The sequence below is a fragment of the Amygdalobacter nucleatus genome (assembly GCF_029167365.1).
GTDB lineage: Bacteria > Bacillota > Clostridia > Saccharofermentanales > Fastidiosipilaceae > Amygdalobacter > Amygdalobacter nucleatus.
Window position 1 is genome coordinate 433244 of sequence record NZ_JARFNM010000001.1, and the last position, 24687, is coordinate 457930.

Here is a 24687-nt window from a genome sequence, read left to right on the forward strand (position 1 = left end):
AAACTAAGATGAACGGATGAAACCATGCGCGTAAGAAAGAAAAAATGGGCAAAAGATGCAATTGCAAAAATTGAACAATGTCTGACAGGAGAGGCTGCCTGCGCCTATAAAGGCAAGTGGCGTAGTCGCTTTGATTCAGAGCAGATGGCTAAATTGGCAAAAAGTGAATTAGTTCCAACAGATTTGAATGCAACCCCGCTTTATTTGGAAATTGGCTGTGGCAAGGGTAAGTTTGTCAGTGAACTAGCACTTAAAAACCCAAAATCCCAAATTGTTGCAATGGATAGCGAAATTAATGCGCTTTGCTTTGCTGCCAAAAAGGTGGAAGCAGCCAATTTGCCAGTCAGCTTGATTTTTGGCACGGCCGAAAATTTAAAAGATTTGTTTTCTGAACAAGAAGTTGACCGTATCTATTTGAATTTTTCTACGCCGTGGCCTAAAACTGCCCATCATAAGCGCCGCTTGACATATCCAACCTTCTTAGCTGATTATCAGGAGATTCTCAAAACGGGCGGTGAGATTATCGTCAAAACTGATAATGACGAATTCTTTCAAGCTTCACAAGCCTATCTCAAATACATGGGCTTTCAGCTAAAACTGGTGAAAGGGAATTTGCAGATAGATGAAGATGTAACAGGCATTATGACTGAGTATGAGGCACGTTTCCGTGAACAAGGCTTGCCGATTTATCAGCTGGTAGCAATTAAACTTCCGTTAGCTGAACAGCTTAAAGAGCAAGCTAAATGGCAGGCTGCTAATTCGCCATTAAGAGCCAATACTGATTGGCAATACGATTTTGACTATTATGCTAAATTGTGCGAACGAAAGAAGCACCTGTGATGCTATGATGTAGTACATATAGGGCATAGCTTTAGTTATTTATCAATTGGGAGGTTTATGTGCTGAACAATAATCCACTTGAATCGATCTTAAAAATTGGTAAAACGATAGCCGTTGAGTTCAAACGCTGTGGTAATGGCATTGAAAATGATGTGTACGAAACAGTGTGCGCTTTTTTGAATCGCTTTGGCGGTGATATATTTTGGTGTATTTGATGATGGCACAGTGCGTGGTATTCCTGAACAGGCAGCCCCAGCTTTGATTAAGAATTTCATTAGCTGCGTAAGTAATCAGAATTTATTTACACCAACTATTTATCTTGAGCCTGAAATTATGGCATATGAGGGCAAACAGATAATTCATATTCATATCGCACCTAGTGCTGAAGTTCATAGTTACAAAAAAGTAATTTATGATCGTGTTAATGATGCCGATGTTAAAGTGACAGCAACAGCCCAAATTGCCCAAATGTATATTCGCAAGCAGGCGATATTCACTGAGAAAAAGATTTATCCATATGTGCAATGGAAGATTTGCGTTTAGATCTTTTACCTAATTTGCGAACAATGGTTAAAAACAATAGTGGGCGCTTACAGCCATGGGATAAAATGGCCGACATAGAACTTTTGAAAAGTGCGCGTTTATACGGCATTGATCGTGTAACAGGCCAAAAAGGCTTTAATTTAGCTGCAGTTATGCTTTTAGGGAAAGATGACGTTATTGCTATATAGTACCTGCCTATGTAACAGATGCAATTTTGCGTAAAGTTAATATTGATCGCTATGATGACAGAGAAATTATTAAAACTAATTTGATAGATGCTTATGAGCGACTCATGGCGTTTGCGAAAAAGCATTTACCTGATAAATTTTATTTGGAGGGAGATCAACGCAAGAGATTAAGAAATATAATTACGCGAGAAATGATCACTAATACACTAATCCACCGTGAATATACAAGCTCATATCAGGCAAAATTTGTCATCGAAAAATCAAAAATGTACATTGAAAATGCTAATCGTGCAAGTCAGGTGGATGTTTTAACGCCAGATAATCTTGAACCTAATCCTAAGAACCCGATTATTGCTGCATTTTTCCGTAATATCGGTTATGCGGCTCAATTAGGATCTGGTGTGCGTAATTTATTCAAATATTGCAAATATTATTCAGGCTCGGAACCACAATTTATAGAGGGCGACATGTTCAAGCTTGTTGTTCCGTTCTTGGTGAGCAATCAGAATTGACAGCAACTGACACCCAAGCACCCAAGCACCCAAGCTAATGATTTTGCCGAGGTGCAAATGCTTAATTATATTGAGGCCAACCCAACAGCTTCACAAAGTAAGATTGCAGAAGCGCTTGGAATAAACGTTAATACTCTTAAATCGGCAATTCGCAAATATAGAAGAAATGGAATTATTCGCCGTGTGGGAACTTCAAGAAAGGGTTAATGAATCGTCAACTTGAGCGAGAAAAAAGCAGAAAAATAACGAAAAACGGAGAAAAAACAAGAAAAACTTGCTTTTCTAACAAAAACAGCTTGACATTTACTTTTCTTGTGTTATGCTTAGGAAGTTCGTATTAGATATACGCTGTTTTATGAGAATTTATTGGAGGATTTAGGAATGAAAACTGTAGTTGCTAAACCTTTGGAATTAGAACGTAAATGGTATGTGGTTGATGCTGAGGGTAAGACCTTAGGCCGTTTAGCAACCGAAGTTGCCCGCGTTTTGATTGGCAAAGACAAGGCCATCTTTACACCTAATGTTGATTGTGGCGATTATGTTATCGTTATCAACGCTGAGAAAGTCAGCATGACAGGTGACAAGTGGCAACAGAAAGAATATCGTCATCACTCAAATTATCCAGGCGGCTTGAAGTGCGTACGTTACGCTGATTTCATCAAGAAGCACCCAACTCAACCAGTGGAGTTGGCAGTTAAGGGTATGCTGCCACATACTAAGCTTGGTCGCCAAATGTATCGCAAGTTGAAAGTCTATGCTGGTCCTAATCACGAGCATCAGGCACAAAAACCAGAAGAGTTGAAGTTTTAATTTGGGGAGGTAGAACATGATTGCTAGAACATTAAAGGCCCCAAATGGCCAAGTTTATTACTATGGTACAGGCCGTCGTAAGAATGCAGTTGCTAAGGTTCGTTTGATCGAAGGCGAAGGCAAGATCACTGTGAACGGCAAGGATATTGATGATTATTTCGGTTTGGAAACATTGAAATTGATCATCCGTCAACCATTAGAAGCTACAGCTACAGCTGGTAAGTTCGATGTTATCGCTGAAGTTACAGGCGGCGGTGTTTCAGGTCAAGCTGGTGCTATCCGTCATGGTATCGCACGTGCTCTTTGCTCCAATGATGATGCAACATTCCATACACCATTGAAGAAAGCCGGTCTCTTGACTCGTGATTCTCGTATGAAGGAACGTAAGAAGTACGGCTTGAAGAAAGCTCGTAAAGCTCCACAGTTCTCTAAACGTTAAGAGTCGTTGGATTGCTATCAACAAAGACCGCAAATGCTTCGGCTTAGCGGTCTTTTTCATACAGTTAAAGCTGTAAGGAGAATGACAATGAAATTGAGATTAAGTAAAGCTTATTTTCCGACTTTACGTGAAACAGTGCGTGATGAAGATTCAGTGAGTGGCAATCTCCTAGTCCGTGCTGGCTATATCAGAAAAGTAGGTGCTGGTATCTACACACTGTTGCCTTTGGGACATCGTATTTGCCAAAAGATTGAAGACATTGTGCGTGAAGAGATGGATGCAATTGGCAGTCAGGAACTCATTATGCCTGTGCTTGTGCCAAGTGAAGTGTACGCTTCAGCTGGCCGCTTGAATAATTTCGGACCTTCTATTTTTCAGTTAAAAGATCGCTACGGCAAGGATTATGTACTAGGCCCTACGCATGAGGAGTTATTCACTGAAGCTTGTAAGCAGGCTGTTACCTCTTATAAGGATTTGCCGCTTTCCCTTTATCAGATTCAGACAAAGTTTCGTGATGAACCACGTCCTCGTTTTGGATTAATTCGTGTCAGGCAATTTGTTATGAAAGATTCGTATACTTTTGCTAGAGATTTAGATGGCTTGCATGAACAATACATGGAAATGTTCGAAGCATACAAACGAATTTTCGATCGCCTAGGTTTGAATTATGCGATTGTGCGGGCAGATACGGGTATAATGGGTGGCTTGTTGTCTGAAGAATTTCAAGCTCTTTGTCCTATAGGTGAAGATATTGTTGTTTATGAGCCAATATCTAACTATGCTTCCAACTTGGAAGTAGCTAATTGCTTAGCTTCGGTTGAAGATAATGCTGTTTGTGAGTTAGGGGGCGAAAAGCAATCTCTGCTTTCAACACCAGGTACACATACGATTGACGAGCTTAAAGTTGACTTTAATATCGCACCTAAAGCAACCATTAAGACCCTTATCTATGAGGTAAATAAGGACGATTCTGATAAGCCGGAATATGTGGCAGTTTTAGTGCGTGGTGATCGTGAACTCAACGAAACTAAGTTAGTTAAATTATTGCATGCCCAAAGTGTAGAATTAGCTAGCGAAGAAAAAGTTAGAGAATATGCGCATGCTAATATCGGTTCGGTTGGTCCATTTGGCCTTGAATTGCCGTTAATTTTGGATCAAGAAACTCTGTTCATGGATAACTTCGTTGTAGGTGCAAATGTCGAAGAGCATCATTTGATTCATTGTAGCTGGGCAGCTTTAGCTGATGTAGATAGCTTGAAACAAGCAGTTTTGAATAAGTTACAATTAGCATCTGCACAAGCTTTAGATACAGAAGCTAAGCAAGCTTTGTTAGCTACTTTACCTATGTCTGTTGGCAAGATAACAGTTGCTGATATTCGCCAAATTGCTGAAGGTGATCTCTGTGAAAATGGACAGGGTAGAGTTAAGTTTGAGCATGGCGTTGAGGTTGGTAATACTTTCAAACTTGGTCACAAGTATTCTGAAGCTTTAGGTTTGACTTATATTGATGAGAATAATCAGCGTCAATTAGTTGAGATGGGCAGTTATGGTATTGGTATTGGACGTAGCTTGGCTGCTATGGTTGAGCAAAATCATAGTGAAAATGGTTTGCTCTGGCCTAAGCATTTAGCCCCAATTCAAGTGGCAGTTGTGGTTGTCAATAATAAAAATGCTGAACAGATGCAAGTAGCTGAGCAGCTTTACGATGAACTTGGTGAAATGGGCTTGGACATCATCCTGGATGATCGTAAAGAAAGAGCTGGCGTTAAGTTCAATGATATGGAGCTAGTTGGCGCTTATTGCCGTATCACTGTTGGCCGTAGTATCGGTGATGGTATGGTGGAAGTGAAGCTGACAGGCTCAGATTTAACAGAAGCTGAGATGCAGGTAAAATTAGTGCCGATTAATGAAGTTACTGATTTAGTTAAGCATGTGTTTGCCTAATTTATACCTAAAGAAAAAACAGTAAGAAGAGGCCCGTTTTTCAGTGAGAGATATGTACCAAGAAATCTGGACAAATATCTAATTAGACTGAACACATGGATGCCAATCTGTATTTTACAGGTGGCATCCATTTTGTTTTGTACCGGATTCTTTCATTGTTGTAATAATGTATATATACTTGTCAATTGCATTCGAGAAGTCCTTAAATGAAGCATATTCTTCCTCATAGCCATAATAATCTCATTTTCAAACACCCAAAGAATGTCTCATGCAGTTGTCTATACAGTTGCCTCTGCGAGACATTGACTGTATGATTTCTCTGCTTTTCAGTTCTTGGCGATAATACTTATGTTGGTATTGCCACCCTTGGTCTGAATGAAATATTAAGCCTTCTAATGAGCTAAATTACTTAAATGCCGTATTTAACATACTTTTAATCTGATACATATTTGGACTTGTCGAAAGATTATATGAAATAATTTCATTTGTGAACATATCAAGACACTTTCCCAAGTGAAGTTGAACTGTGATACATCCGTCGTCCATTTCTGAAGTGGTGCTGTTGCTGTAAAATCTCTGTTTATTATGTTTGGTGCTATTTTGCCTATTTCGCCCATACATGAATGACACTTTTCTTTTAACATTCCATCATGGATACCTGCAGAAAATGCTACAGATTTGTACGCTTGTCCCAGCAAATTAATGCCAGAAATCAAAGGGAAATTGCGTGATATGTATGAAGCGCCAAGCATAGAAGATTGCCTGCAAAGAAAATAAAAACTACTAGAAAAGTATTCCAAAACAGCTCCAAAAGCAATGGAAATTCTAGATAGGGGCTGGTTAGATATAGTGTCAGTATACGCATTAGCAGAAGTATTACGTAAGAAGCTAAGAACATCAAATATGGTAGAACGGTTAAATGAAGAAGTAAAACGCCGTGAGCGAGTGATAAGAATATTTCCTAATATAGGGAGCATTTTAAGGATACTGGGGTCAATATTGATAGATGAAAATGAAAAATGGTCACAGAGAAAATATCTAGATACGAGTGTTCTAAAGAAATTTGAACTAGAAAGATTAGTCGAAGTAACTGAGAAGCAGTTAGCAACACTAGAAGTTAAAAACCAAGGCGACGTTATCGCCTAATTGTTTATTAACTGGAAGGAATTTACACCAACTTTCTTGACGCAAACGATAATAGTTGTTTACGGTGTTGTGCTTGCTTCCGTGACAATCTATATCTTATTCAAGCACCAAACAGCTTAATTTAAGAAATTGATCGAGGGTTATATTGAGAGGTTGCTGTCTGGATAGTTGTAAAAACTTGTTTCCAATCAAAAATCAAAGTAAAAGACTTGATTTACTTACTTAACATTTTCTTTAGAACTGTTATACTTTAGATGTTAATCAAAAACACGACGTTATGGTATGGGAGCTATTAGCTGAGACGCAAGGACCATCATTACCTGATCCGGATAATACCGGCGGAGGGAATTCATAACTTAACAATAGTTTTACTCTTGTTAGGCGGAATTGTCCTTTTTCCCAGTTGAGATATTTAGCAAACTCTCTGGCGTTGTGAAATCAACGATTAGAGAAAGAGGTTTTCCATGCCTGAACAGGAACAGAAGTCCGTTAAACGTTTTGATATTGCTACGATTGCTGAAGCTGGCATCATGTTGGCTTTAGCTGTAGTTTTGAATGCTATCACATTCTATGAAATGCCAAATGGTGGCTCAATTAGCTTATTTGGTTACTTGCCATTATTTATTTTCGCTATTCGGCATGGCTTTAGCAAAGGTATATTGTTAGGCGCAATTTATGGCTTGATCGACTTCATTATGAAACCATTCTTCGTTAATGTTGCGCAATTCCTCATTGACTACATTTTGGCTTATGGTAGCCTTGGTATTGCCGGCTTGGCATATAGCTTTAACAAGAAAATGCCTAAATTGAACGACATGCGCATCAATCCAGCTAATGTTGCTTTCTGCCTTTTAGCTGGCTTAGTTCGTATCGCTTTTGCCGTTATTTCAGGTATTGCCTTCTATGCAGAGGGTAAGCCATTCTGGCCAGCTTTCGATTTCAGCTTTGCCTACAACTTCCCATATGGCATCGTGAACACATTATTGGCTATTTTGGGCGTGATCATCTTACAACCAGTATTGAAGCGCTTTATTCGCAAATAATTATTAATTAGCTAGTTCTCTTGAGCAGGTTGAGCTTATTAAACATAACTTGGCCTGCTTATTTATGCTTTGAGGTAGAAATAATTTACAGCAACTTTTATCTCGTTTAAGTGCTAAGGCGAGCTTTTGTGGTATCATTAAGACCTAGTTAAGCAAGGGAGTTTTACATGCGACGCTATCGACGTTTACTAATTACAGCCATTGTAACTTTTGTTTTGTTGTTTGTCCTGCAGATAGTTAGAGTCGGGATTAATCACGGCTTTGCAGATTATTTGCAAGCGAAGTACCCGAAGCAGGAGTTTAAGCTAGCCAGCCCAGTCATTCGCTTGTTTCCGTTGCGCTATGAGTTGCAAGTATATGCCCCTGATAGCCAAGTTAAGTTTTTAGCTAAATCTATTTTTAGTTTGCGCAAATCTACTGCCAAAGCTGATGCCAAAGAGGCTGCCAAAAAAGATATAGCAGAAGCAACACCGACGGCCTTAGCCTTTGAACATATTTATACAGACAATTATTTGGCTCAGAAACAAGCCAAGGATGTTTACGAACAATTAAGTCCAATTTTGGATAGTCGTGATTATCGCAGCTTGATTGAACGTTATTCAATTCAAGTTAATCAGGCAGTTTCAATTGATGGTGAAGATGCCAAAGAGCCTGAACAAGCTCGTTTGTTGCTTCGCTTCAGAAAACAAGTCAAAGACAAAGCAAGTATGACAGCTAGTATCGTCAAGTTAATTGGCGATTTGCAGAAACTCAATGCCCCGGCTTTAGGCGCAATTTATTGTGAATCTTCTGTTTTGCCACGGACGGACGAAAGCTTCCAAGAGCTTAAAATTCCAGCTCAAACTTGGCAAAAAACGAAGGAAGTTGCAAGTAGCAAGCCAAAGGCAAGTGGCGATATGGTAGGTGAGACGGAAGCTTTGCCAACAGAAGTAGTGGCCAGCGGCTACAAGTACAATTATTTTTGTTATGTGTTTAATTACAATTTAGCTTTTACCAAACTTGATGAGAATTTAATTACTAACGGTTTACGCATACAAGAATTAGGCGGTGAAAATCTCGAACGTTTCAAACGTACTTGGCATTACAATTACAATGCTTAAGTTGCTTAAATAGTGGGTGAATAGGAGAATTATGAGTAAAGAGACAACTTTGGCCAATAGTGACAAAAAGAATCGACCATATTATCACAAAAATTTCAAACGCCAAAATCAAAGCGAAAATGGCGAAAAAGTTGAGCGCAAATTCAATTGTGAAAATCGTAAGCGCCGTTTTAACGCTTCTTCTAATGCGGAAGAAACGAATACAACTGTTGTAGAGGGCGCAAAGCGACAAGATAATAACCGTGATAACCCCCGTAGGGAACGCAATTATAGGAATCGCCGTAACCGTGAGCATCAGAATCATGAGAGTTTGGCGGATATTAAGCAAGACATAGTTCGTTTGGAGAAGGAAATTAAGCTCTCGATTGCCGAATTACAAGCAGTGGAGATAAGTTTTAGTTAATTATGTTAGCACAAAAAGCACTGTTGATTAATTTTGAAGGCATCGATGGGGCGGGTAAAAGTACGCAGATTGATGCTTTTTGCCAATTTTTAGAGGAAAATGGTTTAAGCTATATACGCTTGCGTGAGCCTGGTGGTACAGTGCTAGGCGAAAAAATTCGCAGTATTTTGAAAGATGCAGATCCCAATTTGCAAATTGCCGATTTAGCCGAGTTACTCTTGTTTTCAGCGGCGCGTGTAGAGCTTATTCAAGAAAAAATTAAGCCAGCTTTGGCTGATAAGCAGATTGTAGTTTTAGATCGCTTCATTGACAGCACCTTAGCATATCAAGGCGGTGGGCGCAAGCTTGACTATCAGACAGTTGAAGCTATCTGCCATTTGGTCTTAGGTAATTTGGCGATTGATCGAACTTATTATATTGATTTGGACCGTGAGACAGCTAGAGAACGCTTGAAGAAGAGTGCGACTTTTAGCGAAGATCGACTTGATTTAATTGATGATCTTGATTTTTGGCAGCAAATTCGTGACGTTTATCATAAATTAGCGCAAACAGAGAGAAGTAACGGCCAAGCCCGCTATCTTTGCCTGGATGCCAAACAGTCAATTCAAGAATTACAAGCTAAGATCCAAGCAGATTTTTTTGATTTGTTAGCCCACAAATAAGTGGATGCATAATTTCAGCTAGTTTAGCAAATATGTTAAAATAATAAAAAATAGCTGTCGTTATGAATGGAGGTGCTGAATGTCTAATTCGACCGAGATGAAACTTGTTTATTCCATTGTCCATGATGAGGATAGTCCAGGCTTGTTAGCTGAGCTGAATAGTCATAATTTCAGTGTGACAAAATTAAATTCCACAGGTGGCTTCTTGCGCTCTGGCAACACGACTTTAATTACAGTTGTACCTGCTAGCGATGTGCCAAAGGTACTTGATATAATTCGCAAAAATTCATCAACCAGAAAAGTTACCTTGAATCCTAATTCTGCATCTGTAATGCCTGGTGCAGCTTATATGTCGATACCAGTTGAGGTGACCTTGAGCGGAGCAACAGTATTTGTTACGCCTGTTGAATATTTTGAAAAAATGTAAGGTGATTGCCTGTGAGCAAACAGATGATCCAAGCTGATTCTGCTGAACTGTTTTTGGGCTTTGAAGAGCTTCTAGGCCGAAATGACCTGAAATTAGCTTTGCAAGAGCTAGTTAAGCAAGAACTCAATTTGACGCTGCTCTTTATCGGTGAGAAAGGCTTAGGCAAGTATAGCTTGGCTAGGGCGCTTAGCGAGATTTTGTTGTGTTCCAATCAGCAAACTGATACAAAGACCAAATTGCCTCTAGCTTGTCATGTATGTGATAGCTGCCGTTATCTTAGGGCAAAGACGCATCCTGATTTCAAGGAACTTAGAGCAACTGAGGCTAACAAACAGCTTAGCATGGAGCAGATAAGAGATTTCATCGATACAGAAACGCATATGTTGCCTGTCCTAGGACATAGGCGTGTGTTTATCATTGATATGGATGCCATCAGTAAGGCTGGTCAAAACTTGCTCCTCAAAACAATTGAGTCTGGTGCGAGCAGTAATTTTTATATTTTATTGTCTAGCAATCAAAATAGCGTTTTAGCGACTATTCGTTCTAGAAGTTTGCTTTATCTTTTGCCGCACTTGACTCAGACAGATTTGGCTGAACTTTGGGCAAAGTTGCCCGCTGATTTGACTCAGAGAAAATCTAAGGCTGAAATGATTGAATTTGCTGGTGGCAATGCTGGCTTTTTGTGCCAATTATTAGCTGATAGTGAGTTTTTGCTTGCATATAAGGATTTGAGTGCGCTCTTTCAGCGCCTTTTTCAGCTCGATTTGGCAGGCCTTTTGACTGAGGCATATCAGGAATTAACTAATTATAAAGACAAGCAACAATTAGCTTATTTGGAGCAGATTTGGCTCTTTTTGTTCTATCGTAAATGCCAGACGGACAAGCTCTATATTACAGCGTTCCAGGCCTGGGAAAAATGTATTCGCAGGTTGCAAGCTAATGGTAGCTTTGAACTACAGATTCAAGCTTTTTTAATCGCTTTTAGTAAAGTGTTATAATAAAAACTTAATATTATTTTAGATGCTGATATAGAGGAAATATATAGATGGGAAAAGTTATAGGCGTAAAAGTTGAGGGCAATGAGCGTGTGCAAAATTGCCTTTTGCCAGCTGAGTTATCAGTTGGCAAATTGCCAATCAATACAGAGGTTATTTGTGTAAAGCAGGGAGTAGAATATTTTGCAGTAGTTGATCGTTCAGCTATGGAAATGCCTGAGCGCTACCTGCAAGCTGATATATACAAGTTTGTGCGTTTAGCAACAGCCAAAGATAAAGCTCATATAAAAGAGAAACTAGCGTTTGAGCACGAAGCTTTACAATTTGCAAGTGATAATGCGAAACGTCTAGGCTTAGATATGGACTTCTTAAAGAGCTATTTTAATCAGGAAGATAACAAATTCCTCTTTTATTTTGAAGCACCAGATCGTTTGGATTTCCGTGAATTAGTCAAGTGCTTAGCTTATCGCTATCGGATGCGCATTGAGCTAAGACAAGTTGGTGCTAGAGAAAAGGCTAAATTGAGTGGCTCTTTGGGTGCTTGCGGTCAGGTGGCGTGCTGTGTCAGGCATCTTAAAGCTTTCCCACAAGTTAGTATTAAATTGGCCAAAGAGCAGAGCATGGCTATCAATTCAAGCAAGTCACAAGGTACGTGCGGGCGTTTGATGTGCTGTTTGCAATATGAGCAGGCTTGGTACGATGAGGCTTTGCAAAAATTGCCGCGTTTGGGCTATACCTTGGATACAGTTTATGGCCGTGGCGTTGTTAAATCTGTCAACTTGCAACGTGAGATTGTGCAAGTACAACTTGAGCAGGCTAAAGATAGTGATCCTTGGCAGGTTGTGAATATGAATGAGATCATCGATGCTGAGAAACAAGCTGCTCCTAAGCAAGCTGGTAATTTTGCTAGGGCTAAATGTCAATGTGCTAGTGGTGATGCTAAGCATAGCAAACCTTGTTGTGCTACGGTTAAGTCAATTCAAGAGAGCGTCTATTTAGCTGGCAAGTCTTATGCGGTAGTTGGCGTTTATGATAACGATATGGAGTAGTAGGGATTTAGTTCTATGAATTTGGAAGAGCCAAAACTTTCTCTGCCCATTACGGCACTTAATGATATATATGCCGAGAGCGTGGCTACGCTCAAAAATAGAACGCTTTATTTAGTAGCAGTCCCAATTGGCAATTTGGCTGATATAAGTGTGCGGGCTCTAGCTGTTTTGCAAAATGTGGATTATATTGCTTGTGAGGATACTAGGACGACAGCTTTACTTTTGAGCCATTATCAGGTGAACAATTCCTTATTTTCCTTATATGCACACAACGAAAAAGAACGTATCGCTTATCTTTTAGATTTGTTGAAAGAAGATAAAAAGGTAGCTCTGGTCAGTGATGCTGGCTATCCGTCGGTGTCTGATCCTGGGGCATTAGTTGTTAAAGCTGTGGCCGAGCAGGGCTATGCTATAGAAGTGGTACCAGGTGCCAATGCAGCTTTAGTTGGCTTAACAGGTAGTGCTTTGGACCCAACCAAATTTACTTTTCTCGGCTTTCTGCCGAGAAAGGGCAAAGAACGGCAACATTACCTAAATTTAATTGCGACAAGTGAAGTTACCACGATTGTTTATGAATCGCCTTTACGGGTTGAAGCACTATTAGAAGAACTTATGGAACTTGGTTTGGCTAAGCGGCAAGTTTGTTTAGCTAGAGAACTTAGTAAGCGTTACGAAACATACCTGCGTTTACCACTAGCGAATTTGTTAGCAAATGTTCAGACAAAAGCGCCAAAAGGTGAGTGCGTACTTTTGTTTGCCGCTACAACTAATTTGGAACAGTCTAAGCAGAAAGAAACAGAGAATAGCTTGAATTTAGCTAGCCTAGAAGCTAAATTAGCCACGTTATGGCAAGCTAAAGAGCTTTCGTTAGCTGAATGTTTAAGCAGATTGCAGACTCTAGAACCAGCTGTAAGTTTGGAAGTTTGGCTTAGCTTGCTGATTAACCATTTAAGTGGTGTAAAGACGAAATTGAATGCGCAAAAAGTTGCGGCCGTATTTCCTAATTATTCTAAACACGACATCTATCAATTACTTTTAACCTTGCAGTCTGTTTTGGAGGAATAGTATGCTCAAATTAAAGCAGAAGATACAATTAATGCTTCAACGTTGGCAGACTGATAAGAGAGCAATTTATTGGCAGGCAGCTTTACTTAGCTTAGTAATAGGTTTAATTGTTAGTGTAACTATAGGCATCTACCCGTTTGGCGATAAAAGCGTTTTGACAGTTGATCTGTACCATCAATACACACCGTTTTTGATGGAATTAAGGCATAAGCTTCTACATGGCGAGAATTTGTTTATGACCTTACACGTTGGCCTAGGGATTAATTTTTGGACGGTGTTGGCTTATTATGCGTTTTCACCGTTCAATCTGTTGCTTTTGCTATTTCCAGCTTGGTTAGTTCCGTTTGCAATCTGGCTGATTGTGCTTTTGAAGTTAAGCTTAGCAGCTATGTTAATGAGCGCTTTCCTCAATTATTATTACTGTCAACAGGCAAGTTTAGCTTGGGCCAAAGTGGTCAAAGTAAGTTTCGACTTAAGTAGCTATGCTGAGCAAATTAAAAGTTTGCAAGCTAACAAAGCTATTCAGCTGCGATTCCGCTTAAGCTTGCTTTTTGTGTCTGTGTTTTATGCTTGGTCTGGCTATGTTTTGGCTTATTTTTGGAATTTGATGTGGTTGGATGCTATCTTTGCCTTGCCTTTGGTTGCGTTAGGTATTACGAAGTTAATTCGTGAAAGAAAGTTATTACTCTACTTACTTAGTTTGACTTATGTGATCAGTGTTAATTACTATGCCGCTATTTTTGTCTGCCTATTTGTAGCATTGTATAGTCTGGTTTTGTTCTTCGATGAATGGCAGTATCGGAAGCAATTACAGAGTCAGATTCAATTGCTCGTTAGAGCTAATTTAGCAAGTAATGCAGATTACAGCTCAGATGCGCAAGCAGGCGATACAGATTACACTTTGGAAGTACAAGCTGTGGAGGTACAGGCAAGTGATATTGCTAAGACTATCGTTCAACAAGCTAAGCTTAACCCCATCAAGTATGCTGTGCTTGATTTCAGCGTGCTTTCACTTTTGGCAGGGCTCTTGTCAGCCCATATTCTCTATCCGGTTTTAGCTAATTTCAAGTTATCTTCTGCAGCTAACGATGTAGCGCCTAAGGCAATGGAATGGAGCTTGAACTTTAATCAATTGTTAAATCGTTTGTTATTGTTCGGTGAAGTTAAGGTTCGTTCAGGTGAACCCAATATTTATGTTGGCTGTTTTGTCTTATGTCTAGTTGCCTTATTGTTCTACCACTTATATAAACAGCCGTTTGCTTTATTACCGAAGCTATTCTTACTATTATTTATTGGCCTAAGTTTCAGTAATAATCTTTTGAACTTTATTTGGCATGGCTTGCATTATCCAAATCAATTACCGCATCGCTTTGCCTTTGTGTTTTGCTTTTTGTTATTGCAGATAGCTTTTGAATTGGTTTGGCGTTTTCAGTGGGCTTGGAGTAAATATCTATTAGTTGGCTCACTTTGGCTGTTAGCTATTTGCTTAGCTAATTTCAAGCTGTTAGCGCAAAATACGAATATGCAACAATTGTTTGTCTGGCTGAACTTTGCTTTTGCCCTTGTGTATGTGCTTATTTCTACTTGGCTGACTTTGACTGTTTATTGGCGTAAAAGACAAGGAAGATTATTAAGCTGGCAAGGGCGGGGCAGAAAAGTAGCTGTCTTACTTCTTTGTTTAACTTTATTTATAGAAGTTTGCACCAATGCCATAGGTCAGGTAATTAACTTAAACAATAGTGAGTATTTACCATCTTTTCATAACTACGTGCAAGATCTACCTGAGAAGCAAGCTTTATCTAAAGCTATTTCTCAAAAAGAAGAGCCGTATCTGTGGCGCTTGGAAAGTAAAAATGGCAAAACAATTGATGATGGTGCGTTGTATACATATAACGGTGTAACTTTGTTCTCTTCAACGGCCAATGAGCAAGTTGCCAAAAGTATGCGGCGCTTGGGCGTAAATGGCAATAATCTAAATTCATATAAATTGCAAAAACCGCTTAACTTTTTAGCTGATTTTTTGAGCCTAAAGTATATAATAAGTGAAACTGAAACCTATCAAGATTGGCAGAAGGTTGATCTGGCTCAATTAGCTGGGGCAGAAGCGTTGGCTGATAAGCAATCTAAGTGGCAATTATGGCAAAATCCCCATGTAGCTAAACAGGCTTTTGTGTGGCCAGAAGCAATAAGTGAATTTAAGTTATCTGCTAGTAATCCTTATTGCAATTACAATGAGTTGGCGGCCAAGCTTTTAGGTGAAAATGAAGTCGGTAAAGATTTTAGTTTGCGCTCAGAAACAAGTTTGCCGTGCTTGTACAATTCCCTTGCTGTTTTTTCAGAAACAAGTCATTTGGTCAATTTGACAGCAGCTAATCAGGAATATGAATTAAAAGCAGTGAGTGGAGATAAGGTCAAAAAGGTAAATGACACGCAAAAACCATTTGCTGAATTAATCTATACAGCTTCAGAAGATAATGAAGACATTAGTTTGTATGCTTCTTGCAACTATAAGCTTAATTTCACGGGCCAAGTAAATGATGAAAAGCTGCAACATGAATTTGGTCAAGCCGAAATAGTCCAGCTACCTTTGCTTAAACGTGGCGATAAACTCAAATTGCGTTTTGAATTTGGTGAGAATAAAGGTTCTGCTAAAATTGCTCTAGCTAAGGTAAATCAGGCAGTTTTGGCTAAATTGCGTGCTAAATTGCAATCAGGCTTTGATTGGCAGCTTATTTCATCGCGGCACTTAAAAGCTGATTTAGGCAAACTTGAGTTACCTAAAACAACGGAAGCTAATTGGCTTTATACGACAATTGCCTATGATCCAGGTTGGCATCTTTATGTTGACGGCGTAGAGGTGGAACGGACAAGTTGGCTAGATATTAGTGAGCATAAGAAAGATCAGGCTGGTTCTTTCTTAGCTTTTAAGTTGCCAGCTGCTTTAAACAGCTCTAGTAAGTTGGATTTAATCTTTTGGCCAGCTAAATATCTAACTGGTTTAGCAATCAGCTTATTTGCAGTTATAATTAGTGGAGCATATATTTATTTAGTCAAAAGAAAACGAGAGCGGAATTAGGAAGATTATGTTGACAGAGAAATTACAGTTTAAGATAGACAGCCTTGATGAGATGACTGAGTTTGCTAAACAGTTTGCAGCTTGCCTCAAATCTGATGATTGCGTGTGCTTAACTGGTGATCTGGGTGCCGGCAAGACGACTTTTACGAATGCTTTGGTCCATGCACTTGGCTTTAATGATCTTGTTAGTAGTCCGACATTTAATATTTTGCATGAATATAGTGACAAAGAGACAAGTAGTGAGGCGCAGACAGATATTGAGATTGTTTATCATTTTGATACCTACCGCTTAGAGACGCCTGAGAATTTCTTAGACTCTGCTTTGGATAGCTATTTCGGCCAAGGCTTATGCTTAGTTGAGTGGGGCGAATTGATCAAAGACTTATTGTCAGTTGAAACGATTTATTTGGCGATCAGTTATCAGCAAGATTGGCAGACTAACGTGGATAACGGCCACCGTGAGATTACATTAACTGTACCAGCTAAGCTTACTAAACGGAACGAAAAAGCCTGGCAGGCACTTGTTGATTTCAGTCTAGCCCATAGAGGACAATTACAAAATGGAGAGCAGAGTGAGGAATAAAAGATGATTTTTTTAGCTGTTGATACAAGTTTACAAGCTACCAGCGTAGCAATTATGGAAATCACTTTAACTAAGGTCACCAAAATTTTGGCCGAACAATACCTGAATGTTGAATTAACTCACTCTGAGACTACACAATTTATACTTGAGAAGTGTCTATCTGATGCCAGATTAGAGCTTAAAGATATTGACTATTTTGTGGCAGTTACAGGGCCTGGTTCTTTCACGGGCTTAAGAATTGGTGTAACTTTGGTCAAAACTTTGGCTGCTACGCAAAAGAAAGAGTGTATAGCTGTTAATAGCTTATCGGCTTTGGCTTATGATGTAGAAAGACATTTCCATGATGATGCTAAAACTTTGGTCGTACCGATGATAGATGCAAGAAATGAACGTGTCTTTGCTGAGGTTATCAATAAGCACAAAATAGTTTACCCACCACAAGGTATTGCCTTTGAGGATTTGTTAAAACTCTTGCAGCAAAAATACAAAAGTAAAGAGTGCAGCTTATTGATGGTGACAGTTAGTCATCTGCCATACATGTACAAATATGCCGATGCTTTAGCCAATTTCAAAGAGTTTAATATGATTGAGACAGAATTGACGGCAACTAAGGCTTTGTATTTGGTGGCTGAGATGTATAAGGAGCATGTTTGCACTTTTGTACATTACAATGATTTGCAGCCGAATTATTATGCTCTATCACAGGCAGAACGGAGCAAACTCAAACAGCCTTATCGGGCACAGGTAGCGCCAACTAAATAACGCTTATGTTGATTTTACGCTTAGCTAAAGTAGCAGATTTAGCTGAAATAGTTGCTTTTGAAGAAGCTGTTTTGCCTGATGCGTGGACGAAAGCCAGTTTGCAAGCAACTTTTACAAGTGAGTTTCAGCAAATTTGGTTGCTTGAATTAAAAAATGAAAAGCCAGCTAATGATTTAGCTGGCCTCATACATTTTACTTGTGTGGGTGATAGCAGCGATATTTTGAATCTTGGCTTAAGAGAAAATTATCGAAGTCAAGGCCTGGCAAGCTTACTTTTAGGTGCTTTGACAGCCTATGCGCATGGTGAAATAGTTTGGCAAAATTGGCAATTAGCTAATAAAATTAGTGTCTATGACATCAAATTGCTTAACGAAGCTAAGTCTATTCGTGCGCTCAATTTGGAAGTTAGAGAGAAAAATGAAAAAGCTATCAACTGCTATCTGAAAAATGATTTCCAGATAAAAAGAAAAATTAAGAATTTCTACACAGAACCAGCTTTTCAGAAACCCAAAAGTTGGGATTATCAGGGAGAAGCTGCTCTCTGTATGCAGAAAAAGTTATGATTAAACGTAATTAGCGCTCTTTATCAGCGAGTGATTTTTGCGGAATTTTGGAGAAATCACGTGGCACAACTTTATTGGCAAAGGCATTGTCAAACCATTGGCTAAATAATTGGGTAATTTCCTTAGTTCTCTGACATTTACTTACGTCAAGTGCTTTACCGAAAGAGACACGGATATGGAGCTTCTTTTTGCTTATAGCGTCACGAAAATGCGGCTTAGTGTAATAACGATTGAAGAATTCGTAAGCGCCATCAATGAATACTGGAATCAGTGGAACGCCCGTATTTCGGACTAGCAAGGCAGCACCACCGTGCATTGGGCTCAAGCGGCCATCGAAAGAGCGTGTACCTTCAGGGAAAATCAATAAGCCCTTGTGGCCACTTTCTAAGAGATCTTTGGCTTTGTAGAGACCTTTAAGCGGATTGCCATGGCGATCAATAGGTACAGCTTGGCCCATATAGAGGGCAATTTTGCCAATCAAACCATAGTTGGTGGCTAGATCTGCTCCAGCTAGGCAATGGAAATCTGTCAATTGTTCAGGCGTTAATCCACCTTGCACAAGCATACCGTCAACAATTGTCTCATGATTACAGACCATGACATAGGAAGTTCCCGCTGGGATATTCTCTTGACCAACATACTCTAAATTAACTTTGCGCTTTAACCAATAAAGGAAAAAATTCTGCAAAGCTCTAAAGAAGCGATTACGTTGGTAAATTTTTAAGCTGGTGTGCTGCTTTTGCATGAACAGATCTCCTCAAAATAATTAATAGAATTATATAATAAAACGCTTGCTTTTGCTTTTAATTTCGCACTTTAATTTTGCCTAGCTGATAAAGCGAGCCTAAAACAGTGAGTGTAAGCAACAGAATGACAGCGATTAAGGCCGTTGCATTATCCAAAATTTGGAAGCCTTTTCGAACAAAAGTTAAAGCCGCTTGGTCAAAAATCAAGGCAAATAGAATATCAAGGATGAGAAGACTCCCTGTAAAAGCGGCAAATACGGCAATTGCTTGCTCTTTCAAAGCTGCTGCAATAACGCCACACAAAAGACAACAGATTAAAAGACACCACGTAGCTTGCCAGGCTAATGGCAAAATGGCTTTCAAACTGGTGAATGCTAAATAGCCCAAGACATTACCTGCCAAAAAGAATGATAAGGCCAAAGCGACACTAAAGATGATGGCGCCAAGCAAGGCAAAGACCAAACAATAAACTGCTAGTTGAACTCCACTTAAGCCCCAATAGGGTGCTGTCATTACACCAACGATGAGACCACCGATGAGTCCAAATAGAAATAGGATAACGTGAAGTAATTTTTTGCCCCAAAATAGCATGATAACAGCTACGATGAATAAGGCGAGTAAGCTTAAACTACGGGTCATTTCTTGTTCGTTTAGAAGTTGAGTCTGTCGGCTTAACAGAAGTTGTAGCCCTGGATTTAGCATAATATACACCCCTTTCACGAGAAAAATCCTGCGTAAATAATAATTAAAACTAGTTTATTCTGCAAATTAGTAGTGTAATCATTTATAGGAGATGCGCATCAAAATGAATCATACAAGCTCTATTTTTATATCCATTTGAATGAATTACTTTTGCTAAACACCATGCATTCTATCGTTAAATTACAAAGGATCGGTTAAATTCATCAAGAGGACTATGTAAATCTAGTTTTTCAATAAATACGTCATATTATGATGCTGTTCAAGATTTACATTTCTGAAATTACATTTAATTCCGGTACTGGGACTGGGACGGGACAAAAAATTAGACCGTAATTTCAAGCTACGGCCTATTTTTTAACTTATATAAATATTCATTTTAAATTTCTCTGATCCTTCCACGAATGGCCTAATGAATTTGCCCATGCTCACAGGAACAATTTATTTAGCCTTAAATGGTCGGATGGAATCCTTAACGCGCAAGCTTTTGAGTACTGCCATGCAAATAGAGATCAAACCTACTCCCAAAACAACGTGACCGATACCGGCGAATCCGGCGATGGCCGAGTCGGAATACACAGTTTGTCCTTGTGCGGCAACCTGATATATCCCTCTCAAAAGGATCGAAGCGATGAAATAGGCAAGCCCTAAAATATAAACAACGTAAGACTTTTTGATATATTTTACATCTAATTTTTCAATTGTAGCCAAAAGGTAGAGTAGGAAAAAGAACGCAAAACCCAAGATCAACATATGAGGATGCCCCAAAACCAATTTATTTGTGGACTGATAATAAAACAGCTTGGTAAATTCACGATAAAAAGCCCCTAAAATAAGACCTAATTCAAGGCAGGTAAGCGAGGCTTTCAAAAAACTGTAGCGATTGAAATTTCCCGCTTCTTCTTTGTACAGCCCGAAAATAAGAAGAATGTAGCAAACGGTTTTCGGCATCATAAAAGCACCAAAACTAGGAATAAACGGTACGAATAGAACAACGAGAGCGTAAAACAAGAAACTGCCGCCGATGAAAAGACTGCTTTGACGCATTGTAGGTAAATTTTGTTCTTGTTGCATCCAAACGATCAAAGCGATCCCCATGAGCAGGAAAGGTGCATTCCGTAACAGAGCCATGTAATACGGACTTTCGCCGCCCCAGTTATTGTTCGGCAATAAGACGAACAATATGCGTAGGCCAAACAAGGCAAAGAACATATAGCGACGCATCCGGGTAATCTTGCCACCTTTTTCTTGATAATAAAACAAAAACAGTAGGTAAAATACACTCATTGTTAAGCCAGTAATCATTTGTCCATAAGAAAGGTAATAGATATAAGCCGCCAAGCCGCCCGGTGATAAGTGAGCATACACGCGAGGTAGAAGATGGCAGGCATCACCTGCTGCTAATAAAGTTGCCATTGCGGCCAGCAACTTGCGACTTTTACCTTTTTCCAATAGAGTACGCAATCCTATTCCGAACATTAAGGACAGATAAATTAAATCGAAATAGACCTCAAACAATTTAAACATAATTTATTCCTCCCATAATAAAATTAACTAATTCCTCATACTCTTTGAGAAACGTAGCTTTTCCCCACTCATTGTTGAATAATTTTTGGATTAGGTTATGCACCAAAGCCCCGATGATGCTCAGCTTCTTATCCGACATCAACTTTAAGTACTCTTCATTGCGGGGGAATTGGGCAAGATAGGCTTGACGGTCGCGCTCCAACCGTGCATTCCAAGTTAGATAGCGGTTGCGAAAAAGTTTATAATTTTCTGGTTTATATATTTCTTTCGCCAAAAATTGCCCGTATTCCAATAGAGCCTGTCTTAAATTATTTGCCTTGGCAGTATATATTTTTAAAAATGCCCGGTGAATGGCATTGAATTTTAAGTCGAGAATGAAGAAATAAGCTTCTTCCAGACTGAAAAAATATTGGTAAAAACTTCCGCGTGGGATTCGCAAAGCCTCAACAATATCTTTTACCGTGGCTTCTGGCAAAGTTTTAGCTTCAAACTCCTTAATTAGGGAATTAACGATTTGCTCTTTTTTATCATCTTTTAGGTTAAAAAAAGTAATTTTAGGCATCTTCACGTGAACTCCTTGCTGCGGCAATGAAGAAATGACACTGTGTCATTTCTCATTTAAGATACATTGATCGGCTATATTTGTCAAACCACTTTAGTTGGACGACATTTTTACATGCCGCCAACCTGAATATATATTTTGCCGATAAAAGTTATTCCACGCTTATTTACTTATAATTTATCATGTTAATTAAGCCGAAAATTTGTTAAGCTGTTAGATATTAAAGACCAGCTATAAAAAGTCAAGTGCAAATTAAGCACAAAAAGAAACAATAAAAACAGGTAGTGTAAACACTGGAAGACAATGGAACCTTGAAAAATGAATAGGAAAAGAGCATGCGAAATAAGCTCTTAATAAAAAGGGCTGGAAGTGATAAAAATTAAGCTTGAGGTCGATATAAATCCGCCCGATTTTGCGACTTTTGAGCACAAATATCGCTTGCTACCAGTACCATATGAGGTAAGGTTATATGATATGCCTTCTCTATTTGCTGGCAAAATCCATGCCGTTATTTGTCGAGCTTGGAAAAATTGTATCAAGGGCAGAGACTTATATGACTATATTTTTTATCTTTCCAGAGAAACAGCAGTTAATCAAAAGCATTTTAGAGAGCGTTTAATCAATTCAGGGTATATATCAGCGGATTTTGATTGTTCTTTGACTGAGATAAAAAAGATGTTGATGGGACGTTTCAACAGCATTGATTTCGTACAGGCTAGACGGGATGTTGAACCATTTATACGTGACACGTCAGTTTTGGATATTTGGAGTCCTGATTTTTTTAAGCAGATTACGAATGGGTTAAATGCTATATAAGGATGATAAATACTATTCATTGCTTGCTAACTAGCTTATCAGGAAGATAGCTGATATTTGCTATTAGAAAGCAAAATAAAAATAAAAAGTGGCACGGAATGATAAAAGGTTATAAAATAAGAATGTTATTCGTTCTATCAAATTTCTGTGATAGACTTTGGACAGGTAAATATTTGAACTACATTAAAAGGAGATTGCATATGGCTAGAATGCAAAAGAAGAACATTGCCGATATTTGTGTTAAAGGCAAGAAAGTCTTAGTCCGTGTCGATTTCAATGTCCCACAAGACAAGAAGACTGGCGAGATTACAGATGATAAGCGCATCAAGGCAGCTTTACCAACAATCAAAGCATTGTTGGAGAATGGCGCTGCTTTAATTTTGACTTCTCACCTTGGCCGTCCTAAGGGAGTTGATCCTAAATTCAGTTTGGCTCCAGTGGCAGAACGCTTGAGCAGCTTGTTAGGCCAAGAAGTTATCATGGCTAAGGATACTTTGGGCGAAGATGCTAAAGCTAAGGCTGCTAACTTACAACCTGGCCAAATCCTTTTGCTTGAAAATATCCGTTTCGATGGTAAAGAGAAGAAAAACGATCCAGCTTTCGCACGTGAATTAGCTAGCTTAGCTGACATCTATGTTAATGATGCATTCGGTAGTGCTCACCGTGCACATGCTTCTACAGCCGGTGTTGCTAACTACTTGCCAGCTGTTTCAGGCTTCTTGATTCAAAAAGAGTTGGAAGTTATGGGTAAGGCTCTTGATGATCCTAAGCGTCCATTCGTAGCTATCTTAGGTGGTGCTAAGGTATCTGATAAGATCGGTGTTATCCAAAACTTAATTTCTAAAGTTGACACATTAATCATCGGCGGTGGTATGGCTTATACTTTCGCCGTTGCTAAGGGTGGCAAAGTTGGTAAGTCCTTGCTAGAGAAAGATAAAGTTGAACTTGCTAAGAGCATCTTGGAAGCTGCTGAAGCTAAGGGCGTTAAATTGCTCTTACCAGTTGATACAATGGCTGGTTATGATTTCGCGGCTGATACAGAGTCTAAGGTTGTTGATACTTTGAACATTCCTGATGATATGGAAGGTTTGGATATTGGACCTGAGACAATTAAACAATTCTGCGCTGCTGTACAAGGTGCAAAGACTGTAGTTTGGAACGGCCCAATGGGTGTATTCGAATTCCAACGTTTCGCAGTTGGTACACAATCTGTTGCTAAGGCTGTTGCTGAATCAGGTGCTGTTTCAATCATCGGTGGTGGTGACTCTGCTGCTGCTATTGAGAAGTTAGGCTTTGCTGACAAGGTAACACATATTTCCACAGGTGGTGGTGCTTCCTTAGAGTTCTTGGAAGGCAAGACCTTACCAGGCGTAGCTTGCTTGCTCAACAAAGATGATCGGACAATTATGGCTGCTGGTAACTGGAAGATGAACCAAGGTGTACCTAAGCAAGCTGAGAAATTAATCACAGATTTGAAGGCTGAATTAGGTGAGGACGCTAATACAGAAGTTGTTTTAGGTACTCCTTTCACAGCTTTAGATAAGGCTATTGAATTGACAGCTGGTACAGATATTCGTGTAGCTGCTCAAAATTGCCACTTCGCTGACAAGGGCGCTTACACAGGCGAAATTAGTCCTGAGTTCTTGGCTCGTATGGGTGTTAAGTATGTTATCTTAGGCCACAGTGAGCGTCGTGCTTACTTCAATGAGACAGATGAATTGATCAACCAGAAGATCAAGGCTGCTCGTCATTGGGGCTTGCGTCCAATCATCTGCGTTGGTGAGACATTAGAGGAGAGAGAAGCTGATAAGACTTTCACAAAGATCAGTGGTCAAGTTAAGGCAGCTTTGGCTGGCATTACAGCTACAGAATTAGGCTTCATCACAATTGCTTATGAGCCAATCTGGGCAATTGGAACAGGCAAGACAGCTACGGATGAACAAGCTGAAGAAGTTTGTGCTTTCATTCGTAAGGAAATTGCTAAGCTTTACAGCGAGGAAGTCAGCGAGAAAGTTCGTATTCTCTATGGCGGTTCTGTCAATGCTGCTAACGCTAAGGGCTTATTCGCTCAAGCTGACATCGATGGTGGCTTAGTTGGTGGTGCTTCTTTGAAGGCTGCTGATTTTGCGACAATTGCAAAGAGCGCTAAGTGATAAAAACTAGCTACTAGGATTTTTAGTCTTAGGT

The 24687-nt window shown here is 39.4% G+C and carries 28 protein-coding genes, 1 pseudogene and 1 riboswitch; of the genes and pseudogenes, 24 read left to right on the forward strand and 5 right to left on the reverse strand.

From position 1 onward, the window contains the following. The first annotated feature begins 24 nt into the window (after positions 1-24). The 9 genes from trmB to proS all read left to right on the forward strand — a co-directional run bounded on the left by trmB (position 25) and on the right by proS (position 5276). Positions 25-840, forward strand: a complete 816-nt coding sequence (gene trmB, locus PYS62_RS01945; protein WP_066714770.1) for a tRNA (guanosine(46)-N7)-methyltransferase TrmB — start codon at positions 25-27, stop codon at positions 838-840. A gap of 59 nt (positions 841-899) precedes the next feature. Beyond that, entirely contained in the window at positions 900-1055 is a 156-nt protein-coding gene (locus PYS62_RS01950; protein WP_315574130.1) for an AlbA family DNA-binding domain-containing protein, read from the forward strand. Then, positions 1033-1383, forward strand: a complete 351-nt coding sequence (locus PYS62_RS01955; protein ID WP_390086312.1) for an AlbA family DNA-binding domain-containing protein — start codon at positions 1033-1035, stop codon at positions 1381-1383. The genes PYS62_RS01950 and PYS62_RS01955 overlap by 23 nt, the downstream gene beginning before the upstream one ends. After that, positions 1365-1571, forward strand: coding sequence for a hypothetical protein (locus PYS62_RS01960; protein WP_315574132.1), 207 nt, complete (start codon positions 1365-1367; stop codon positions 1569-1571). Before PYS62_RS01955 ends, PYS62_RS01960 begins: the two co-directional genes overlap by 19 nt. A 26-nt stretch (positions 1572-1597) precedes the next feature. Further along, on the forward strand, positions 1598-2083 hold the full coding sequence (locus PYS62_RS01965) for an ATP-binding protein (protein ID WP_315574133.1): 486 nt from the start codon (positions 1598-1600) through the stop codon (positions 2081-2083). Between the two features lie 57 nt (positions 2084-2140). Beyond that, complete coding sequence (locus tag PYS62_RS01970; RefSeq protein ID WP_156422995.1) at positions 2141-2290, forward strand: winged helix-turn-helix domain-containing protein; 150 nt, start codon at positions 2141-2143, stop codon at positions 2288-2290. A gap of 174 nt (positions 2291-2464) precedes the next feature. After that, on the forward strand, positions 2465-2893 hold the full coding sequence (gene rplM, locus PYS62_RS01975) for a 50S ribosomal protein L13 (RefSeq protein ID WP_066714768.1): 429 nt from the start codon (positions 2465-2467) through the stop codon (positions 2891-2893). A gap of 16 nt (positions 2894-2909) precedes the next feature. Continuing rightward, a complete protein-coding gene (rpsI, locus tag PYS62_RS01980) occupies positions 2910-3332 on the forward strand; it encodes a 30S ribosomal protein S9 (protein ID WP_066714766.1) in 423 nt (140 codons plus the stop codon). An 87-nt stretch (positions 3333-3419) separates the two neighbouring features. After that, on the forward strand, positions 3420-5276 hold the full coding sequence (gene proS / locus PYS62_RS01985) for a proline--tRNA ligase (RefSeq protein ID WP_066714764.1): 1857 nt from the start codon (positions 3420-3422) through the stop codon (positions 5274-5276). Between the two features lie 82 nt (positions 5277-5358). Here the strand turns inward: proS and PYS62_RS07465 are convergent, their stop codons facing one another. After that, positions 5359-5448 (reverse strand): IS3 family transposase, encoded by a 90-nt coding sequence (locus tag PYS62_RS07465; protein ID WP_156423000.1) that lies wholly within the window; start codon positions 5446-5448, stop codon positions 5359-5361. Positions 5449-6068: 620 nt separating this feature from the next. Here PYS62_RS07465 and PYS62_RS01990 point away from each other — a divergent pair. The 13 genes and pseudogenes from PYS62_RS01990 to PYS62_RS02050 form a co-directional block, all read left to right on the forward strand. Further along, positions 6069-6422, forward strand: a pseudogene (locus PYS62_RS01990) (transposase); the annotation flags it as partial. Between the two features lie 272 nt (positions 6423-6694). Then, positions 6695-6787: riboswitch (TPP riboswitch) on the forward strand. Positions 6788-6886: 99 nt separating this feature from the next. Next, positions 6887-7465, forward strand: a complete 579-nt coding sequence (locus PYS62_RS01995; protein WP_066714760.1) for an energy-coupled thiamine transporter ThiT — start codon at positions 6887-6889, stop codon at positions 7463-7465. A gap of 167 nt (positions 7466-7632) precedes the next feature. Next, positions 7633-8565 (forward strand): hypothetical protein, encoded by a 933-nt coding sequence (locus PYS62_RS02000; protein ID WP_066714758.1) that lies wholly within the window; start codon positions 7633-7635, stop codon positions 8563-8565. A gap of 31 nt (positions 8566-8596) precedes the next feature. After that, on the forward strand, positions 8597-8968 hold the full coding sequence (locus PYS62_RS02005; protein WP_066714756.1) for a hypothetical protein: 372 nt from the start codon (positions 8597-8599) through the stop codon (positions 8966-8968). A gap of 2 nt (positions 8969-8970) precedes the next feature. Continuing rightward, positions 8971-9630, forward strand: coding sequence for a dTMP kinase (tmk, locus tag PYS62_RS02010; protein ID WP_066714755.1), 660 nt, complete (start codon positions 8971-8973; stop codon positions 9628-9630). Positions 9631-9709: 79 nt separating this feature from the next. Continuing rightward, complete coding sequence (locus tag PYS62_RS02015) at positions 9710-10057, forward strand: cyclic-di-AMP receptor (RefSeq protein WP_315574134.1); 348 nt, start codon at positions 9710-9712, stop codon at positions 10055-10057. 11 nt (positions 10058-10068) lie between these two features. Beyond that, positions 10069-11055 (forward strand): hypothetical protein, encoded by a 987-nt coding sequence (locus PYS62_RS02020; RefSeq protein ID WP_156422994.1) that lies wholly within the window; start codon positions 10069-10071, stop codon positions 11053-11055. A gap of 47 nt (positions 11056-11102) precedes the next feature. Continuing rightward, positions 11103-12101 (forward strand): PSP1 domain-containing protein, encoded by a 999-nt coding sequence (locus PYS62_RS02025; protein WP_066714751.1) that lies wholly within the window; start codon positions 11103-11105, stop codon positions 12099-12101. Positions 12102-12116: 15 nt separating this feature from the next. Next, positions 12117-13166: a 16S rRNA (cytidine(1402)-2'-O)-methyltransferase gene (gene rsmI / locus PYS62_RS02030; RefSeq protein WP_066714749.1), complete on the forward strand. Its 1050-nt coding sequence runs from the start codon at positions 12117-12119 to the stop codon at positions 13164-13166. Between the two features lies 1 nt (position 13167). Continuing rightward, a complete protein-coding gene (locus PYS62_RS02035) occupies positions 13168-16242 on the forward strand; it encodes a YfhO family protein (protein ID WP_066714747.1) in 3075 nt (1024 codons plus the stop codon). 7 nt (positions 16243-16249) lie between these two features. After that, positions 16250-16825 carry a tRNA (adenosine(37)-N6)-threonylcarbamoyltransferase complex ATPase subunit type 1 TsaE gene (tsaE, locus tag PYS62_RS02040; RefSeq protein WP_066714745.1) on the forward strand — a complete coding sequence of 192 codons (576 nt, stop codon included), beginning with the start codon at positions 16250-16252 and terminating at the stop codon, positions 16823-16825. A 3-nt stretch (positions 16826-16828) separates the two neighbouring features. Beyond that, positions 16829-17587: a tRNA (adenosine(37)-N6)-threonylcarbamoyltransferase complex dimerization subunit type 1 TsaB gene (tsaB, locus tag PYS62_RS02045; protein ID WP_066714743.1), complete on the forward strand. Its 759-nt coding sequence runs from the start codon at positions 16829-16831 to the stop codon at positions 17585-17587. 5 nt (positions 17588-17592) lie between these two features. Further along, positions 17593-18150, forward strand: coding sequence for a GNAT family protein (locus PYS62_RS02050; protein WP_066714739.1), 558 nt, complete (start codon positions 17593-17595; stop codon positions 18148-18150). Positions 18151-18160: 10 nt separating this feature from the next. Here PYS62_RS02050 and PYS62_RS02055 read toward each other — a convergent pair whose 3' ends face one another. The 4 genes from PYS62_RS02055 to PYS62_RS02070 all read right to left on the reverse strand — a co-directional run bounded on the left by PYS62_RS02055 (position 18161) and on the right by PYS62_RS02070 (position 21684). Beyond that, positions 18161-18895, reverse strand: a complete 735-nt coding sequence (locus tag PYS62_RS02055; RefSeq protein WP_066714738.1) for a lysophospholipid acyltransferase family protein — start codon at positions 18893-18895, stop codon at positions 18161-18163. A gap of 58 nt (positions 18896-18953) precedes the next feature. After that, positions 18954-19535: a hypothetical protein gene (locus PYS62_RS02060; protein ID WP_156422993.1), complete on the reverse strand. Its 582-nt coding sequence runs from the start codon at positions 19533-19535 to the stop codon at positions 18954-18956. A 501-nt stretch (positions 19536-20036) separates the two neighbouring features. Beyond that, positions 20037-21122, reverse strand: a complete 1086-nt coding sequence (locus PYS62_RS02065; RefSeq protein ID WP_066714735.1) for a DUF2871 family protein — start codon at positions 21120-21122, stop codon at positions 20037-20039. After that, positions 21115-21684 (reverse strand): TetR/AcrR family transcriptional regulator, encoded by a 570-nt coding sequence (locus PYS62_RS02070; protein ID WP_066714733.1) that lies wholly within the window; start codon positions 21682-21684, stop codon positions 21115-21117. Before PYS62_RS02070 ends, PYS62_RS02065 begins: the two co-directional genes overlap by 8 nt. 369 nt (positions 21685-22053) lie before the next feature. On the opposite strand from PYS62_RS02070, the gene PYS62_RS02075 reads away from it, so the two are divergent. Both PYS62_RS02075 and tpiA read left to right on the forward strand, forming a co-directional pair. Beyond that, complete coding sequence (locus PYS62_RS02075; RefSeq protein WP_315574135.1) at positions 22054-22500, forward strand: nucleotidyl transferase AbiEii/AbiGii toxin family protein; 447 nt, start codon at positions 22054-22056, stop codon at positions 22498-22500. 200 nt (positions 22501-22700) lie between these two features. Beyond that, a complete protein-coding gene (gene tpiA / locus PYS62_RS02080; protein WP_315572895.1) occupies positions 22701-24653 on the forward strand; it encodes a triose-phosphate isomerase in 1953 nt (650 codons plus the stop codon). Positions 24654-24687 lie beyond the last annotated feature (34 nt).

What these genes read in the sequence shown, in the direction of transcription:
- PYS62_RS02060 (WP_156422993.1), bottom strand. Translation starts at nt 19,535, where the DNA reads ATGACCCGTAGTTTAAGCTTACTCGCCTTATTCATCGTAGCTGTTATC.
- PYS62_RS02000 (WP_066714758.1), top strand. Translation starts at nt 7,633, where the DNA reads ATGCGACGCTATCGACGTTTACTAATTACAGCCATTGTAACTTTTGTT.
- PYS62_RS02005 (WP_066714756.1), top strand. Translation starts at nt 8,597, where the DNA reads ATGAGTAAAGAGACAACTTTGGCCAATAGTGACAAAAAGAATCGACCA.
- proS (WP_066714764.1), top strand. Translation starts at nt 3,420, where the DNA reads ATGAAATTGAGATTAAGTAAAGCTTATTTTCCGACTTTACGTGAAACA.
- rpsI (WP_066714766.1), top strand. Translation starts at nt 2,910, where the DNA reads ATGATTGCTAGAACATTAAAGGCCCCAAATGGCCAAGTTTATTACTAT.
- tsaE (WP_066714745.1), top strand. Translation starts at nt 16,250, where the DNA reads ATGTTGACAGAGAAATTACAGTTTAAGATAGACAGCCTTGATGAGATG.
- PYS62_RS01995 (WP_066714760.1), top strand. Translation starts at nt 6,887, where the DNA reads ATGCCTGAACAGGAACAGAAGTCCGTTAAACGTTTTGATATTGCTACG.
- trmB (WP_066714770.1), top strand. Translation starts at nt 25, where the DNA reads ATGCGCGTAAGAAAGAAAAAATGGGCAAAAGATGCAATTGCAAAAATT.
- PYS62_RS02050 (WP_066714739.1), top strand. Translation starts at nt 17,593, where the DNA reads ATGTTGATTTTACGCTTAGCTAAAGTAGCAGATTTAGCTGAAATAGTT.
- rplM (WP_066714768.1), top strand. Translation starts at nt 2,465, where the DNA reads ATGAAAACTGTAGTTGCTAAACCTTTGGAATTAGAACGTAAATGGTAT.
- PYS62_RS01960 (WP_315574132.1), top strand. Translation starts at nt 1,365, where the DNA reads ATGGAAGATTTGCGTTTAGATCTTTTACCTAATTTGCGAACAATGGTT.
- tmk (WP_066714755.1), top strand. Translation starts at nt 8,971, where the DNA reads ATGTTAGCACAAAAAGCACTGTTGATTAATTTTGAAGGCATCGATGGG.
- tsaB (WP_066714743.1), top strand. Translation starts at nt 16,829, where the DNA reads ATGATTTTTTTAGCTGTTGATACAAGTTTACAAGCTACCAGCGTAGCA.
- PYS62_RS02055 (WP_066714738.1), bottom strand. Translation starts at nt 18,895, where the DNA reads ATGCAAAAGCAGCACACCAGCTTAAAAATTTACCAACGTAATCGCTTC.
- tpiA (WP_315572895.1), top strand. Translation starts at nt 22,701, where the DNA reads ATGGCTAGAATGCAAAAGAAGAACATTGCCGATATTTGTGTTAAAGGC.
- PYS62_RS02025 (WP_066714751.1), top strand. Translation starts at nt 11,103, where the DNA reads ATGGGAAAAGTTATAGGCGTAAAAGTTGAGGGCAATGAGCGTGTGCAA.
- PYS62_RS02070 (WP_066714733.1), bottom strand. Translation starts at nt 21,684, where the DNA reads ATGCCTAAAATTACTTTTTTTAACCTAAAAGATGATAAAAAAGAGCAA.
- PYS62_RS02015 (WP_315574134.1), top strand. Translation starts at nt 9,710, where the DNA reads ATGTCTAATTCGACCGAGATGAAACTTGTTTATTCCATTGTCCATGAT.
- PYS62_RS02065 (WP_066714735.1), bottom strand. Translation starts at nt 21,122, where the DNA reads ATGTTTAAATTGTTTGAGGTCTATTTCGATTTAATTTATCTGTCCTTA.
- rsmI (WP_066714749.1), top strand. Translation starts at nt 12,117, where the DNA reads ATGAATTTGGAAGAGCCAAAACTTTCTCTGCCCATTACGGCACTTAAT.
- PYS62_RS02035 (WP_066714747.1), top strand. Translation starts at nt 13,168, where the DNA reads ATGCTCAAATTAAAGCAGAAGATACAATTAATGCTTCAACGTTGGCAG.
- PYS62_RS01970 (WP_156422995.1), top strand. Translation starts at nt 2,141, where the DNA reads ATGCTTAATTATATTGAGGCCAACCCAACAGCTTCACAAAGTAAGATT.